Origin of the sequence: Lacinutrix sp. (genome assembly GCF_029238095.1) — a bacterium.
In the GTDB taxonomy this organism is placed as follows: domain Bacteria; phylum Bacteroidota; class Bacteroidia; order Flavobacteriales; family Flavobacteriaceae; genus Lacinutrix.
Window position 1 is genome coordinate 233530 of sequence record NZ_JAQWGS010000027.1, and the last position, 13942, is coordinate 247471.

Here is a 13942-nt window from a genome sequence, read left to right on the forward strand (position 1 = left end):
TATACTTTTAAACTCCGATAAAATTTATCGGAGTTTTTTTTGTTACATAGTATTTTAAAATAAAATTTGTAATGAAACAAATTCCACTAATAAAAATGGAATTTTATAAAATTAATTTGACTTCCATTTTATACAGAAACAAAAAAATATTTTTATGACTAAGGACGACTGTTTCTTTTTAGGTAAAATTGTAAAAAAATATAGTTTTAAAGGCGAACTACTTATAAAACTAGATACAGACGAACCTAACCTTTACGAAAACCTCGATGCTATATTTATAGACTTACGTGGTAATTTTATTCCGTTTTTTGTTGAAAGCTCTCAATTGCATAAAAGCGAATTACTTCGTGTTAAATTTGAAGATGTTGATACTGAAGCTGATGCTGAAGCATTAATTAAATGCGAATGTTATTTACCATTAACCTTTTTGCCAGAACTTGAAGGTGATAAATTTTACTTTCACGAAATTATAGGTTTTAAAGTAGAAGATAAAAATTTTGGAGAAGTTGGTATTATTAAAGGTGTAAATGACACTACCTCACAATCTCTTTTTGAAATAGACAGAGAAGGTATTGAGATTTTAATACCTATGAATGATGAATTTATCTCTAAAGTAGATAAAGAGAATAAAACAATTTATGTTGACACACCAGAAGGACTGATTGATTTGTATTTAGAAGAATAAACCATTTTCATTTCTGCTTTCGCTAGAACACAAAATATTAAAAATAACTATTAAGTAGAATTCCTACCGTTTTTGGAATGACAAATATGAACAAACCATTTAAATTCAAACAATTTACGGTTAAACAAGACCAATGCGCTATGAAAATTGGCACAGATGGTGTTTTACTTGGTGCTTGGTCTACTATAAAAAAACAACCTTTTGCTGCTTTAGATATTGGTGCTGGAACTGGAATTTTATCTTTAATGCTAGCGCAACGCTGTGATGCAGAAGTTATTGATGCTTTAGAAATCGATGAAATGGCATACGAACAATGTGTAGATAACTTTGAAACTTCGCCTTGGAGTGATAGATTATTTTGCTACCATGCAGATTTAGCAGAATTTACTGAAGAAATTGAAGACCAATACGATTTAATTATTTGTAATCCACCTTTTTACAGCGAAGATTACAAAACAGAATACATAGAACGTGACTTAGCACGTTTTCAGGATGCCATGCCATTTGCCCATTTACTAGAGAGTGTTTCAAAATTATTAATAAAAGATGGTACGTTTTGTACTATCATTCCGTTTAAAGAAGAGTCTCAATTTATTGCATTAGCATCAGCTGTAAACTTAAAATTAAACAAAATTACTCGGGTTCGTGGCAATCTCTATTCTGATATTAAACGTTCTTTAATCGAGATGTCTTTCCACGAAAGCGAAATAATTAGCAACGAACTTGTAATTGAGAACGCAAGACATAACTACACCGAAGCTTATGTAAATTTAACAAAAAATTTTTATCTTAAAATGTGATAATAAAATTGTCAACTGCAAACGTTTTCGTTATTTTTGTTAACCGAAATTAAAACTAAAATTATGAAGCCAGATTTATTCGAAGCTCCAGATTATTATAATCTTGACGAACTTTTAACAGAAGAACATAAATTAGTGCGTGATGCTGCCAGAGAATGGGTAAAACGCGACGTCTCACCTATTATAGAGGAAGCAGCCCAGAAAGCAGAATTTCCAAAATCTATTATTGGTGGTTTGGCAGAAATTGGTGCTTTTGGACCATACATACCTGAGGAATATGGTGGTGCTGGTTTAGATCAGATTTCTTATGGTTTAATTATGCAAGAGATAGAGCGTGGCGATAGTGGAGTGCGTAGTACTGCTTCTGTACAAAGTTCGCTTGTTATGTATCCTATTTGGAAATATGGAAATGAAGCACAACGCAAAAAATACTTACCTAAACTAGCTAGTGGAGAATGGATTGGTAGCTTTGGATTAACAGAGCCAGATCATGGAAGTAATCCAGGTGGAATGGTAACTAACTATAAAGATATGGGTGACCATTATCTTTTAAATGGTGCAAAAATGTGGATTAGTAATTCGCCGTTTTGTAACGTTGCAGTGGTTTGGGCAAAAAATGAGGAAGGACGCATTCATGGCTTAATTGTAGAACGTGGAATGGAAGGTTTTACAACACCAGAAACACACAATAAATGGTCGCTTAGAGCAAGTGCAACAGGAGAGCTTATTTTTGATAATGTAAAAGTACCTAAGGAGAACTTACTACCTAACAAATCTGGATTAGGAGCACCATTAGGTTGCCTAGATTCTGCTCGTTTTGGTATTGCTTGGGGAGCTATAGGTGCTGCAATGGATTGTTATGACACTGCTTTGCGTTACAGTAAAGAACGTATTCAGTTTGGTAAGCCAATTGGACAGTTTCAATTACAACAAAAGAAATTAGCCGAAATGATTACCGAAATTACCAAAGCACAACTTTTAGCCTGGAGACTTGGTGTAATGCGTGAAAACGGAACTGCAACTTCAGCACAAATTTCTATGGCTAAACGTAATAATGTAGATATGGCTTTAACGATTGCTCGTGATGCTAGACAAATGCTTGGAGGCATGGGAATTAGTGGAGAATACTCCATTATGAGACATATGATGAATCTAGAAAGCGTTGTAACTTACGAAGGAACGCATGATATTCACTTACTAATTACTGGACTAGATATTACTGGTCTTAACGCCTTCCAATAGACAGTTAGACGACATTTTATCTCACTCAAACGGAATTGTTGTATGTGCGATAAATGATATTCTTTAAAATGCTTCTCTTAAAATGGGAGGCATTTTTTATTCAAATTTTTGTTTACATTTACTTTTATGTTTTCAGCTAAAAAAAGGTTAGATCGCGCTTACAAAGAAGCTAAAATTGTTGAATTTGACAATGATAGTAAAATTATACTATTTAGTGATTGCCATCGTGGAGACAATAGTTTTGCTGACGATTTTGCAAATAATCGAAATATTTATTTTCATGCCTTAAAGTATTATTACGCCGAAGGTTTCAGCTATTGCGAACTTGGTGATGGTGATGAACTCTGGGAAAATTTATCTTTTGAGTCTATTTTAAATGCTCACAAGAATGTGTATATGCTCATGAAACTGTTTCATAAGGATAATAGACTACATCTAATTTGGGGAAACCACGATATGGTATACAGAAATCCAGATTATGTAAAAAAACATTTATCTACTTATTTTGATCCTAAAACAGGTGAAGAAGTTGAGCTATTTAAAGACATAAAATACCACGAAGGTATTGTACTAAAACATTGCAGTACAGATCAAGAATTGTTTTTAACGCATGGTCATCAAGCCGATTGGTGGAATTATATCTTTTGGAAATGGAGTCGTTTTATGGTACGCTTGCTTTGGAAACCACTTAATGTTATGGGAATTGCAGATCCTACAAGTCCCGCAAAAAATTATAAGGAGTTAATTAAGGTTGAACGCAGAACAAAAAAATGGATTACAGAAAATAATAACCTTATAACAGTTGTTGGCCACACACATAGACCACGTTTTCCAGAGCCTGGAGACATTGCTTTTTTTAACGATGGTAGCTGTGTTCACCCAAGAAGTATTACTGGTATTGAAATAGAAAATGGTGAAATTTCTTTGATTAAATGGCAGATTTCTACAACAGATGATGGTACATTGCAAATTGTAAGAGTATTGTTAGAAGGACCAATAGCACTCGAAAAGTATAGAGTGAGTTAGATTAATGCATTCTCTTATTTATAAATGCTGCCTTTAGCATGTTTAACTGAAATGTTTTTAATTTTTCTAGAACGATAGATTTTTCAATATAGGTTTTACTTTGCCCTAGTACAGCATTTGTTGTTGTGTTTTTTAAATAAAAAAACCAACTCCCACAACTGAGTTGGCTAATTTGAAATGCAGTAGTTTTTTTACTATTTCTTCTGATAGCAATGATTAAATTAAAACAAATTCTTTTAGATTCGCATGCAATACTTGTAAACTCTATTGCATCTTCACAATTGTATAATACTCTGTAATCTTCAGATTTAAAGGAAATAATTTCGAATGAAGCCATAATGATTGTTTTTATGTTTCACTTACGAAAAAAAGAAGATTAAGGTTTTAAAAAATTAACTTTCTGGTGCCAATTCCACTTCCAAACCTTCCATTTCTGGTGTCATTTGTATTTGGCAACCTAAACGCGAATTATCTTTAACGTAAAAGGCTTCAGAAAGCATTGCTTCTTCATCGTCTTGCATTTCTGGTAATTCTGTATCACTAAGCACATAACATTGACAAGAAGCACACATGGCCATTCCACCACAAATACCAATGGTCCCTTCTGGTGCTAGCTCGTAACTACGTACTACCTCCATTAAATTCATTGCCATATCTGTAGGCGCTAACACCTCATGTGTTACACCATCTCGATCTGTTATTTTAATATTTATGTCTTGTTCCACTATTCAATCTTTTTAACTACTGCTTTAGGAGCTTCTTTTCTAGTGCCATCAAAGCCATCAACACCACTTACAGTTGTGTATTTTAATACATATTTCTTGCTAGGATTGATTATTTGATATGCAGATTGACACATTAGTGTTGCTTCGTGAAACCCACAAAGGATTAATTTTAATTTTCCTGGATAAGTATTTACATCACCAATAGCATAAATACCAGGAATATTTGTTTGGTAGTCTAGAGCGTTATTTACTTTTATAGCGTTTTTTTCAATCTCTAATCCCCAATCTGCTATTGGTCCTAATTTTGGAGATAAACCAAATAGTGGGATAAAATGATCACATTGTTTAGTAAAGGTTTTAGCGTCCTGTTTTACAGTAATAGCTTCAATTTTCCCATTACCTTCTACACCAATAACTTCGGCAGGAGTAATTAAATTTATTTTTCCGTCATTTTTTAATTCCTGTACTTTTTCAACAGAGTCTAAATGTCCTCTAAACTCATTTCGTCTATGAATTAGCGTTACTTCAGAAGCGACATCACTTAAAAAGATACTCCAATCCAGAGCTGAGTCTCCTCCTCCAGCAATCACTACTTTTTTATTTCTATAAAACTCTGGTTCTTTAATAATATACTCAACACCTTTATCTTCATATTCAACAAGATTGTCAATTAAAGGTTTACGTGGTTCAAAACTACCTAAGCCTCCAGCAATGGCAACCACTGGAGCATGATGCTTGGTGCCTTTGCTTGTAGTAACAATAAAAGTACCATCCTTTTGTTTATCAATTGTTTCTGCACGTTCACCAAGTGTAAAACCAGGTTCAAATTGTTTACACTGCTCAAGGAGTTTATGAGTTAAATCTCCTGCTAGAATCTCTGGATATGCAGGAATATCGTAAATAGGTTTTTTAGGATAGATTTCTGAACATTGTCCTCCAGCTTGAGGTAATGCGTCTATTAAATGGCATTTTAATTTTAATAAACCAGCTTCGAACACTGTAAATAATCCCGTTGGTCCAGCACCAATAATTAAGATATCTGTTTTAATCATGAATTTTAAATTTCGAAAAAGACAAAGTTATAGCTTAAACTAATAAATGTATGTGACAAAAGTGACATTACAGTTTTAATTTTTCAAGCTTCAACATTAATAACTTGTTCTATTTGTGGAGCATATTTTTTTATGGTCATTTCTACACCAGATTTTAGTGTCATTTGGTTTACACTACAACCAACGCAAGCACCTTCTAACTGTACTTTTACCACCTTATTATCTTCAATTGATAGTAATGAGATGTCTCCACCATCACTTTGTAAAAACGGACGGATTTCGTCTAACGCTTTTTCTACATTAAGTCTTAGCTCCTCTATTGTCATATTATTTTTTTACTGCTGAACATCCAGCCATTGTAGTAATTTTAATTGCTTCAGGTTCTGGTAAGTTTTCATTTCTATTCACTACTTCTTGTACTACATTTCGAGTAATAGTTTCGAATGCTTTTTCTAATACAGTTGCCGTTTGTAAAGCTGCTGGCCTTCCTATATCTCCTGCTTCACGTATACTTTGTACTAGAGGTATTTCGCCTAAAAGAGGCACTTGCAAATCTTCAGCTAAATGCTTAGCACCTTCTTTTCCAAAGATGTAGTACTTATTGTCTGGCAATTCTTCTGGTGTAAAGTAAGCCATGTTTTCTATAATCCCTAAAACAGGAACGTTAATACTGTCTTGTTGAAACATTGCTACACCTTTTTTTGCATCTGCTAACGCTACATTTTGTGGTGTACTTACAACAACTGCTCCTGTAATTGGAAGCGATTGCATTATACTTAAATGAATATCTCCTGTGCCTGGAGGTAAATCTAACAACAAGAAATCTAATTCTCCCCAAGCAGCATCAAAAATCATTTGGTTTAAAGCTTTTGCTGCCATTGGTCCACGCCAAACAACTGCTTGATCTGGCTTTGTAAAAAAGCCTATTGACAATATTTTTATGCCGTAACTTTCTACAGGTTTCATTTTAGATTTGCCATCTACGGTTACAGATAGTGGTTTTTCCATTTCCACATCGAACATGATTGGCATGGATGGCCCATAAATATCTGCATCTAAAATACCAACTTTAAATCCCATTTTACTTAACGATACTGCTAAGTTTGCTGTAACGGTAGATTTCCCTACACCTCCTTTTCCAGAAGCAATAGCTACTATATTTTGAATACCTGGAATAGATTTTCCTTTTATTTCGTTTGCTGCAGGCTTTACTGGAGCATCTACAGAAATATTTACCTTTACTTGTGCTTTTTGGTATACTTGCTCATGTATGGCCTTAAGTATTTCTACTTCGGTTTTTTTTCGTGCTTGTAATGTTGGGTTTTTAATAGTAATGTCTACTATTACGTCGTCTGCAAAAGTAACTACGTTTTTTACTGCACCACTTTCAACCATGTTTCGTCCTTCTCCAGGAACTGTTATGGTTTTTAGTGCATTAAGGATGTTTTGTTTTGTAATTTTCATAGTTTTTTAATAATAGTAATGAGAATGAAAACTATAGTCTTCTATGCTCTATGGCTCACTCTTAATTTCACTATAATTGAGAATGATTCTAAAGTACAAATATACTATATAAACGGAGAAGAATAAAGTGCTTGGTTTGAAGTTTTATTATAATGGAATAAGCAAAATCAATTATTGAAAATTTACAATATTTTTAAGGTTTTAAAGTAATTCCTTTGATGGATTCCAATAGACTTTCTCTAAATCTTGAATTTGATTATCTATTACTATAATGCCTTCATTCTCTAAAAGTTGTTGCATAAGGTTTGTACCATCAAAATGATGCTTTCCGGTAAGTAACCCTTTTCTATTGACAACTCTATGTGCTGGCACGTCTTTATCATGAGAGCTATTCATGGCATAACCAACCATTCTAGCACTTCTATGAGCTCCAAGATAATTACCAATAGCACCATAACTGGTGACTCTTCCATGAGGAATTAGTTTTACCACATTATATACTTTCTCGAAAAAATTGAGTGTTTCTGGTTTCATTTAATTGTAAAATGATTACTTACATTTCTTTAATAATATTTACCAAAGTAACAATAGAAATAATTCCAGTAATCAATCCAATAGTAAAATTCATTCCTCTTTGTGATTTTATTTTTTTGCTATTTATCTTTTCAAAAAAGAAAACATAGATATACAACATCACAAAAGTTCCCATTGCTGCTCCTGCTGCATAAGACGTTATACCAATTGGATCTAATATTATCCATTTAAAAGATACAAAAGTGATAGCCATATAGGCTTGATAAGGAATTGGAAATACATTTAAAGCAGATAACAGTAAACCTTGAAAAAAGCGCCTTTTTTTACTTTTAACATTCGATTCCACATCTGGCTTGTCTGTTTTTTTTGCTATGAGAAGAAAATAAACTGTTATTAAAACAAATATTACAAAAGCCACACGTTGCAGAATAACTACAACTTCTGGATGATTACTTAAATATCTTGCAAAAACTAATGCAATTAAGGTTTGAAAAACAACTATTACACAAACACCAATAGAGAATATTAAACCTCTTGAGTGCCCATCTTTAATACTAATTTTAGCAGCTGTCATGTTTAATAAACCTGGCGGAATAACACCAACTAAAGCTACTATTAATGCAATCCCAAATGTTAGCGTTATCTCCAAATTTATATCTGAATTACTTAATTTTAAATCTAATATACGTAATTGGTTTGTTTTGTTCTAGATAGATGCTTTCGTAATGTGTTTGAATGCTTGTTACTTCTTCTGGACTGCCTTCTTGTTTATATACATTATGGTTAGCGTATAAAACTTCATGTCCTTCGCCATGTAACAATCCTAAAGTGTATCCATGCATAAATTCACTATCGGTTTTTAAGTTCATCACTCCATTTGCTTTTAACACTTTTTTGTAGCGTTTTAAAAATTCAGAATTAGTCATTCTATGTTTTGTACGCTTATATTTAATTTGTGGATCTGGAAAAGTAATCCAAATTTCATCTACCTCATTTTCGGCAAAGGCAAAATCTATAAGTTCAATTTGTGTTCTTAAAAACGCAACATTAGGAATGCTTTCTTCAATAGCAGTTTTTGCGCCTCTCCAAAATCGAGCACCTTTTATATCGATACCTATAAAGTTTTTGTTTGGATACTTTTTAGCAAGATTAACAGAATATTCGCCTTTTCCACAACCTAATTCTAAAACCAATGGATTATCATTTTTAAAATACTTAGCGTTCCAGTGGCCTTTCATTTTATATGTTGCCTCTACCAATTCTTCTCGTTTCGGCTGAAAAACGTTATCAAATGTTTCGTTTTCGTTAAATCTTTTTAGCTTATTCTTACTTCCCACTGCTTTATAAAATTTTTGGTAAAATTAAGGAAATATATGAGAGTGTAATAATCTGTTCAATGATTATCTTTGTTATTCATTTATGAAGAAAAAAATACTCGTAGCGCCTTTAAATTGGGGAATTGGACATGCCACCAGATGTATTCCTATTGTTAAATGGCTTATTGAAAGTGATTTTGAACCCATTATTGCCAGTGATGGAGCAGCGTTATTATTGCTAAAAAAGGAGTTTTCCAAATTAAATTGCATAACATTACCTGCTTATAATATTAAGTATCAAAAATCTGGAAAACAATTAAAGCTGAAGCTCTTGAGGCAATTACCTCAAATTGCAAAAACACTAAAAGCAGAAAGAATAATAATAAAAAAATTATTGAAGACTACGATATTTCTGGTGTAATATCTGACAGTAGATTTGGTATTTACAGCAAAAAAATTCCTTCAGTAATTATAACGCACCAACTTAATGTTTTAAGCGGGAATACTAGTTTTATAAGTTCTATAATTAATAAAATCCAGCTTAAAAACTTCAAAGAAATTTGGATTCCAGACTTTAAAGAAGCTCCAAATTTAAGTGGTAAACTTGGACACATTTCAGAAAAATCGAAATTAAGCATTAAGTATTTAGGCCCTTTAAGCAGGCTTAATAAAACAGAAATGGAAACCAAATATGACATTATGGTATTACTTTCTGGTCCAGAACCTCAACGCAATTTATTGGAGCATAAATTAATTAAGGAATTACATTATTACGAAGGCTCTGTTTTATTTGTAAAAGGCATCATAGAAAATAAACAAACAAAAAGTACAACTGGAAATCTCACGATATACAACTATATGACATCCAAAGCTATAGAAAAAGCTATTAACAGTAGTAAACTTATTATTTGCCGCTCTGGTTACACTACAGTGATGGATTTAACAAAATTAGGAAAAAAGGCATTTTTTATTCCAACACCTGGTCAATTTGAACAAGAATATCTTGCAGAACGTTTAAGTAATTTACATTTAGCACCTTTTTGTAATCAAGAGCATTTTAATGCAACACAATTAAAGAGGATAATACAATTTAAGGGATTAGATATGCAATATAATACGCCAGATTTAGAGGTTTTATTTAGCCTTTTTCTAAAGTAAAAGAAAACTCACTACCAATACCAAATTGGCTTTCTATGTAAATGTTTTCGTCGTGAGCTTCAATTATATGTTTTACGATTGCTAAGCCCAAGCCAGAGCCTCCTTCTTTTCTAGAACCACTTTTATCTACTCTAAAAAAACGCTCAAACAATCTAGGAATATTTTCTTTTTCAATACCCTCTCCATTATCTGTAACACGAATAATAACTTTGTTTTTTATAAGATTTTCAACACTTATTTCTGTCGTTCCTTTTTCTTTTCCATATTTAATTGAGTTTACAACCAAATTAGTGAGGACTTGTTGTATTTTCTCTTGGTCTGCATTTACCAGAATGGGCTTAGTATATTGCCTATCAAAAGTTAAAGTAATCTTCTTTTTAGAGGCTTTCATTTCTAACAAATCAAAAACACTTTTTATAAGTTCTATAATATTAAATGTTTGAGTTTCTATACTTACATCTCCAACTTCTAACTTAGTGATCATATCTAAATCCCTTACAATATAGATTAATCGTTCTACACCTTTATTAGCGCGATCTAAATATTTCTCTCTTAGTTTCTCATTGTTTGCTGCTCCATCAATTAAAGTTTCTAAATAACCTTGAACTGTAAATAATGGTGTTTTTAATTCGTGAGACACGTTACCTAAAAATTCTTTTCTGTATTCCTCTCGCACTATTAAGGTTTCAATCTCCAATTTTTTATCTCTGGCGAACCTATCAATTTCTTGCTTTAGTGTTGCCATGTCTGTTGTAATCCTTTTTTTTCGGTAGGAAGTAGATTCTAAAAGTTTTAAATCGTTATAAATTTGTTTTACACGTTTATAAATAAAATTCTGTACGCGATATTGGATTACACTAAAAGAAATTAAATAGCAAACAATTACAAAAAATAAAATATGTAATCCTCTTAAGGTATAGTATGTATATAAAAAGACACTTATAGCGAGTGTTAATACTAAAGTAATAAATAGTGCTGTTTTAAGTGCGAATTTGTAGTTTTTTATTAAACCCATTGTGTTATTCTACAAACTTATAACCAACTCCTTTTACCGTTTTAAAGGATTTATCACCAAGCTTTTCTCTCAGCTTTCTAATGTGAACATCTATTGTCCTTCCTCCTACTATAACTTCGTTTCCCCAAACTTTATCTAAAATATCTTCTCTTTTAAATACTTTCCCAGGTTTTGAGGCTAGTAAAGATAATAATTCGAATTCTTTTCTAGGTAAAACGACTTCCTTTCCTTTTACAGAAATTTTATATTCTTCTCTATTTATTTCAATGTCGCCTATTTTTATAATTGGTATACTTTCTTCTTCGGTTTTTAAGCGTCTTAGCAATGCTTTTACTTTGCTTACTAATACTTTAGGCTTAATTGGTTTAGTGATGTAATCGTCTGCTCCAGCATCGAAACCTGCAACTTGAGAATAGTCTTCTCCTCTAGCTGTAAGGAAAGTAATAATTGTATTTTTTAACTCTGGTATTTTTCTTATTTGTTCGCAAGCTTCAATACCATCCATTTCTGGCATCATTACATCTAAAACAATAAGTTGTGGTTTTTCTGCTTTAGCTTTTTCAACTCCCTTTACACCATTTTTAGCTGTAATAACTTGATACCCTTCTTGCGATAAATTATAGCTAACAATTTCTAAAATGTCTGGCTCATCGTCCACAAGAAGTATTTTAATATCTTTTTTATTCATAACTAAGTTGTATTTCTATTAAGTAAAGATAAAACTAAATCTACAACCATAAATAATTATTAAAATAATAACATTAACTTAATATTAAAATACTGAGCGCTAACTAATAAGCATTTATGATGCGATAAGTCTAAATTATGTTATTTAATAGTTAAATAATACTTACTGTAGATAATAAAATTATAAATATGCTCAAAATTATTATATTTGCATTATAAATATAAAACAAAAATTATGAAAAAAATTTACTTTTTATTATTAACATTATTAATTAGTTCTCTTTCCTTTTCTCAAGGAACTGAAACTTTTGATAATTTTACTGAAACTGGCAGCTCTTACGCCGATGGAACTTTTATGGGAAATGATGGTTCTACTTGGACTTATGTTCAATCTAGAGGCGACCAAAGTATTACTGGGAAATCTATTATGCTTGGTAGAAATAGAACACCACAAGCTGAGGTTTCTTCGGGAACAATCACAGGTGGAATAGGTACAATTAGCTTTAATTATCAAAGAACATTTAGCACTAATGTAAATCTTAATATTCTTGTAAATGGTTTAGTTGTTGGAAATGTAACTTCAACTGATGGTACTGTTCAAAATTCTGGTACAATTACTGTAAACCAACCTGGAGATGTTATTATTAAACTTATTAGTGTTAATAATAGTGACGGTCAAGTAACTATTGATGATATAGTTTGGACTGGATTTACTGGTGCAGCTACACCAATACTTTCTATTTCATCTCCTTCAGACAATCAAATATTTCCTACCGGTACAACTAATGCAGATGTATCTATTAATGTTCAAAATTTTGTTATAGGTAATCCTGGCGCAGGAATTGACGGTCATATCCATTGGACACTTAATGGAGTTAATCAACCAATGAAATATGATGTTCTTGATGAAGCTATTACAACTGTAGATGGTGGAACTTATGTAGTAGTTATGACTTTAGTGGACAACTCACATACTCCTATTTCCCCACTAGTAACAGATACAGTAACTTTTACAGTAGCTTTCCCTTGTACTTTAAATGTAAGTACTCCTGTTGTAACATGTAACACTATAACACCAGCAACAACAGACACGTACGATGTGAGTATTGATTATACAGGTGGTGGTAATAGTACATATACTATAGACACTGCAGGTAATGGTGTTTTAGGTGGAGACAATCCTAGTAGTGTTGCATCTGGAACTATATTGATAAGTGGTATTACTGAAGACACAGATTTTACTGTTACTTTTACTGGTGATCCTGCGGATAGCGGTTGTGATTTTACTAGAAATATTAGTAGCCCAAATTGTGATCCTCAATTAATGTTACCAATATTAGAAGACTTTGCTTATACAGATGGTTCTCTAACAAGTAATCCTAATTGGACTGGTTTTTCTGGAACTGATGGAGACTTATTAGTATCTAATGAAAAAGCTGTCGTACAACATGGAGTACCAAGTGAAGATGCAAGTATTGCTTTTACTTCTGTTCCTGGAGATATATATTATGCACTTGATTTTTCCATAACAGATCCAGGTGGAATTATTACAGGTGGAGATTATGAGTATTTCGCAGTTTTCAAAGATGATGGTTTTAATTTTCTTGCACGTTTAGATGTTACTGATGCTACAAATGGTGGTGATTTTTCTGTAGGCCTTTCTTCTTCTACCTCTACTGCAACTGCAATATGGGCTACAGACTTAGTCTATGGAACTACCTATAGAGCAACAGTTAGATACAATCAAACTGATGGTGTTTCACAACTATGGATTGATGGAGCAGCATCAACTGATCCTTCAATTTCAAGTACTGGCGATGTTACAACTATTACTCAATTTGCCTTAAGGCAATCTGATTCCAGTCTTAATGAAGCTGTTCTTGTTGATAATTTATCTATTACTACAACGTTTAATGAAACGTTATCTACAGGTGAGTTCACTACAAATACTGAGTTTCGTTTATTTCCAAACCCTACAAATACAGGAATTGTAAACATTAAAACAACTTCTAACGAAGCAGTTAATGTAACAGTTTTCGATATTTTAGGAAAGCAAGTGTTATCTCAAACTATTAACAACCGTCTAGATGTTTCTAATCTAAAAACAGGTGTTTATATTTTACAATTAAACCAAGATGGAGCCACTACTACTAAGAAATTAGTAATTAAGTAGGCTTCATAAAAATACTTTTTAAAAGAGCGTTTGCCATAGGTAACGCTCTTTTTGTTTATTTTTGC

17 protein-coding genes are annotated in these 13942 nt (G+C 32.2%); 7 read left to right on the top strand and 10 right to left on the bottom strand.

The features are described 5' to 3' along the window. Positions 1–154 precede the first annotated feature (154 nt). The 4 genes from rimM (at position 155) to P8H50_RS10650 (ending at position 3753) form a co-directional block, all read left to right on the top strand. On the top strand, positions 155–685 hold the full coding sequence (gene rimM / locus P8H50_RS10635) for a ribosome maturation factor RimM (protein ID WP_300208748.1): 531 nt from the start codon (positions 155–157) through the stop codon (positions 683–685). An 86-nt stretch (positions 686–771) separates the two neighbouring features. Further along, positions 772–1485: a methyltransferase gene (locus P8H50_RS10640; protein ID WP_300208750.1), complete on the top strand. Its 714-nt coding sequence runs from the start codon at positions 772–774 to the stop codon at positions 1483–1485. Between the two features lie 63 nt (positions 1486–1548). Next, the gene (locus tag P8H50_RS10645; protein ID WP_300208752.1) at positions 1549–2727 is read left to right on the top strand and encodes an acyl-CoA dehydrogenase family protein; all 1179 of its coding nucleotides are present in this window, start codon (positions 1549–1551) and stop codon (positions 2725–2727) included. A 126-nt stretch (positions 2728–2853) separates the two neighbouring features. Further along, positions 2854–3753: a metallophosphoesterase family protein gene (locus tag P8H50_RS10650; RefSeq protein WP_300208754.1), complete on the top strand. Its 900-nt coding sequence runs from the start codon at positions 2854–2856 to the stop codon at positions 3751–3753. A gap of 1 nt (position 3754) precedes the next feature. Here the strand turns inward: P8H50_RS10650 and P8H50_RS10655 are convergent, their stop codons facing one another. From P8H50_RS10655 to trmB, 8 genes are all read right to left on the bottom strand, one after another. After that, positions 3755–4090, bottom strand: coding sequence for a hypothetical protein (locus tag P8H50_RS10655; protein ID WP_300208756.1), 336 nt, complete (start codon positions 4088–4090; stop codon positions 3755–3757). A 55-nt stretch (positions 4091–4145) separates the two neighbouring features. Continuing rightward, positions 4146–4478 carry a 2Fe-2S iron-sulfur cluster-binding protein gene (locus P8H50_RS10660; protein WP_300208758.1) on the bottom strand — a complete coding sequence of 111 codons (333 nt, stop codon included), beginning with the start codon at positions 4476–4478 and terminating at the stop codon, positions 4146–4148. Beyond that, positions 4478–5530: an NAD(P)/FAD-dependent oxidoreductase gene (locus tag P8H50_RS10665; protein WP_300208760.1), complete on the bottom strand. Its 1053-nt coding sequence runs from the start codon at positions 5528–5530 to the stop codon at positions 4478–4480. Before P8H50_RS10665 ends, P8H50_RS10660 begins: the two co-directional genes overlap by 1 nt. Before the next feature lie 83 nt (positions 5531–5613). Then, positions 5614–5856, bottom strand: coding sequence for a NifU family protein (locus tag P8H50_RS10670; protein ID WP_300208762.1), 243 nt, complete (start codon positions 5854–5856; stop codon positions 5614–5616). Position 5857: 1 nt separating this feature from the next. Then, on the bottom strand, positions 5858–6994 hold the full coding sequence (locus P8H50_RS10675; protein WP_300208764.1) for a P-loop NTPase: 1137 nt from the start codon (positions 6992–6994) through the stop codon (positions 5858–5860). 201 nt (positions 6995–7195) lie between these two features. Next, positions 7196–7528 (bottom strand): MGMT family protein, encoded by a 333-nt coding sequence (locus P8H50_RS10680; RefSeq protein WP_300208766.1) that lies wholly within the window; start codon positions 7526–7528, stop codon positions 7196–7198. 19 nt (positions 7529–7547) lie between these two features. Next, complete coding sequence (locus tag P8H50_RS10685; protein WP_300208768.1) at positions 7548–8177, bottom strand: LysE family transporter; 630 nt, start codon at positions 8175–8177, stop codon at positions 7548–7550. A 13-nt stretch (positions 8178–8190) separates the two neighbouring features. Continuing rightward, complete coding sequence (gene trmB, locus P8H50_RS10690) at positions 8191–8865, bottom strand: tRNA (guanosine(46)-N7)-methyltransferase TrmB (RefSeq protein ID WP_300208770.1); 675 nt, start codon at positions 8863–8865, stop codon at positions 8191–8193. Positions 8866–8947: 82 nt separating this feature from the next. Here trmB and P8H50_RS11090 point away from each other — a divergent pair, with 82 nt between their 5' ends. After that, positions 8948–9265, top strand: coding sequence for a hypothetical protein (locus tag P8H50_RS11090; RefSeq protein ID WP_366900977.1), 318 nt, complete (start codon positions 8948–8950; stop codon positions 9263–9265). A 257-nt stretch (positions 9266–9522) separates the two neighbouring features. Further along, positions 9523–10002, top strand: a complete 480-nt coding sequence (locus P8H50_RS11095) for a glycosyltransferase (protein WP_366900978.1) — start codon at positions 9523–9525, stop codon at positions 10000–10002. On the opposite strand, the gene P8H50_RS10700 is transcribed toward P8H50_RS11095, so the two are convergent. Both P8H50_RS10700 and P8H50_RS10705 read right to left on the bottom strand, forming a co-directional pair. Next, complete coding sequence (locus P8H50_RS10700) at positions 9983–11017, bottom strand: ATP-binding protein (protein WP_300208772.1); 1035 nt, start codon at positions 11015–11017, stop codon at positions 9983–9985. The two genes, P8H50_RS11095 and P8H50_RS10700, sit on opposite strands and share 20 nt — an antisense overlap. A gap of 4 nt (positions 11018–11021) precedes the next feature. Further along, a complete protein-coding gene (locus P8H50_RS10705) occupies positions 11022–11705 on the bottom strand; it encodes a response regulator transcription factor (protein ID WP_300208774.1) in 684 nt (227 codons plus the stop codon). A gap of 234 nt (positions 11706–11939) precedes the next feature. On the opposite strand from P8H50_RS10705, the gene P8H50_RS10710 reads away from it, so the two are divergent. Next, positions 11940–13877, top strand: coding sequence for a T9SS type A sorting domain-containing protein (locus tag P8H50_RS10710; protein ID WP_300208776.1), 1938 nt, complete (start codon positions 11940–11942; stop codon positions 13875–13877). The last annotated feature ends 65 nt before the right edge of the window (positions 13878–13942 follow it).

Excerpts from the sequence above, each read along its gene's own strand:
- P8H50_RS10700 (WP_300208772.1), bottom strand. The coding sequence starts at position 11,017 with ATGGGTTTAATAAAAAACTACAAATTCGCACTTAAAACAGCACTATTT.
- rimM (WP_300208748.1), top strand. The coding sequence starts at position 155 with ATGACTAAGGACGACTGTTTCTTTTTAGGTAAAATTGTAAAAAAATAT.
- P8H50_RS10655 (WP_300208756.1), bottom strand. The coding sequence starts at position 4,090 with ATGGCTTCATTCGAAATTATTTCCTTTAAATCTGAAGATTACAGAGTA.
- P8H50_RS10675 (WP_300208764.1), bottom strand. The coding sequence starts at position 6,994 with ATGAAAATTACAAAACAAAACATCCTTAATGCACTAAAAACCATAACA.
- P8H50_RS11095 (WP_366900978.1), top strand. The coding sequence starts at position 9,523 with ATGGAAACCAAATATGACATTATGGTATTACTTTCTGGTCCAGAACCT.
- P8H50_RS10645 (WP_300208752.1), top strand. The coding sequence starts at position 1,549 with ATGAAGCCAGATTTATTCGAAGCTCCAGATTATTATAATCTTGACGAA.
- P8H50_RS10705 (WP_300208774.1), bottom strand. The coding sequence starts at position 11,705 with ATGAATAAAAAAGATATTAAAATACTTCTTGTGGACGATGAGCCAGAC.
- P8H50_RS10665 (WP_300208760.1), bottom strand. The coding sequence starts at position 5,530 with ATGATTAAAACAGATATCTTAATTATTGGTGCTGGACCAACGGGATTA.
- P8H50_RS10640 (WP_300208750.1), top strand. The coding sequence starts at position 772 with ATGAACAAACCATTTAAATTCAAACAATTTACGGTTAAACAAGACCAA.
- P8H50_RS10670 (WP_300208762.1), bottom strand. The coding sequence starts at position 5,856 with ATGACAATAGAGGAGCTAAGACTTAATGTAGAAAAAGCGTTAGACGAA.
- P8H50_RS10650 (WP_300208754.1), top strand. The coding sequence starts at position 2,854 with ATGTTTTCAGCTAAAAAAAGGTTAGATCGCGCTTACAAAGAAGCTAAA.
- P8H50_RS10680 (WP_300208766.1), bottom strand. The coding sequence starts at position 7,528 with ATGAAACCAGAAACACTCAATTTTTTCGAGAAAGTATATAATGTGGTA.
- P8H50_RS11090 (WP_366900977.1), top strand. The coding sequence starts at position 8,948 with ATGAAGAAAAAAATACTCGTAGCGCCTTTAAATTGGGGAATTGGACAT.
- P8H50_RS10710 (WP_300208776.1), top strand. The coding sequence starts at position 11,940 with ATGAAAAAAATTTACTTTTTATTATTAACATTATTAATTAGTTCTCTT.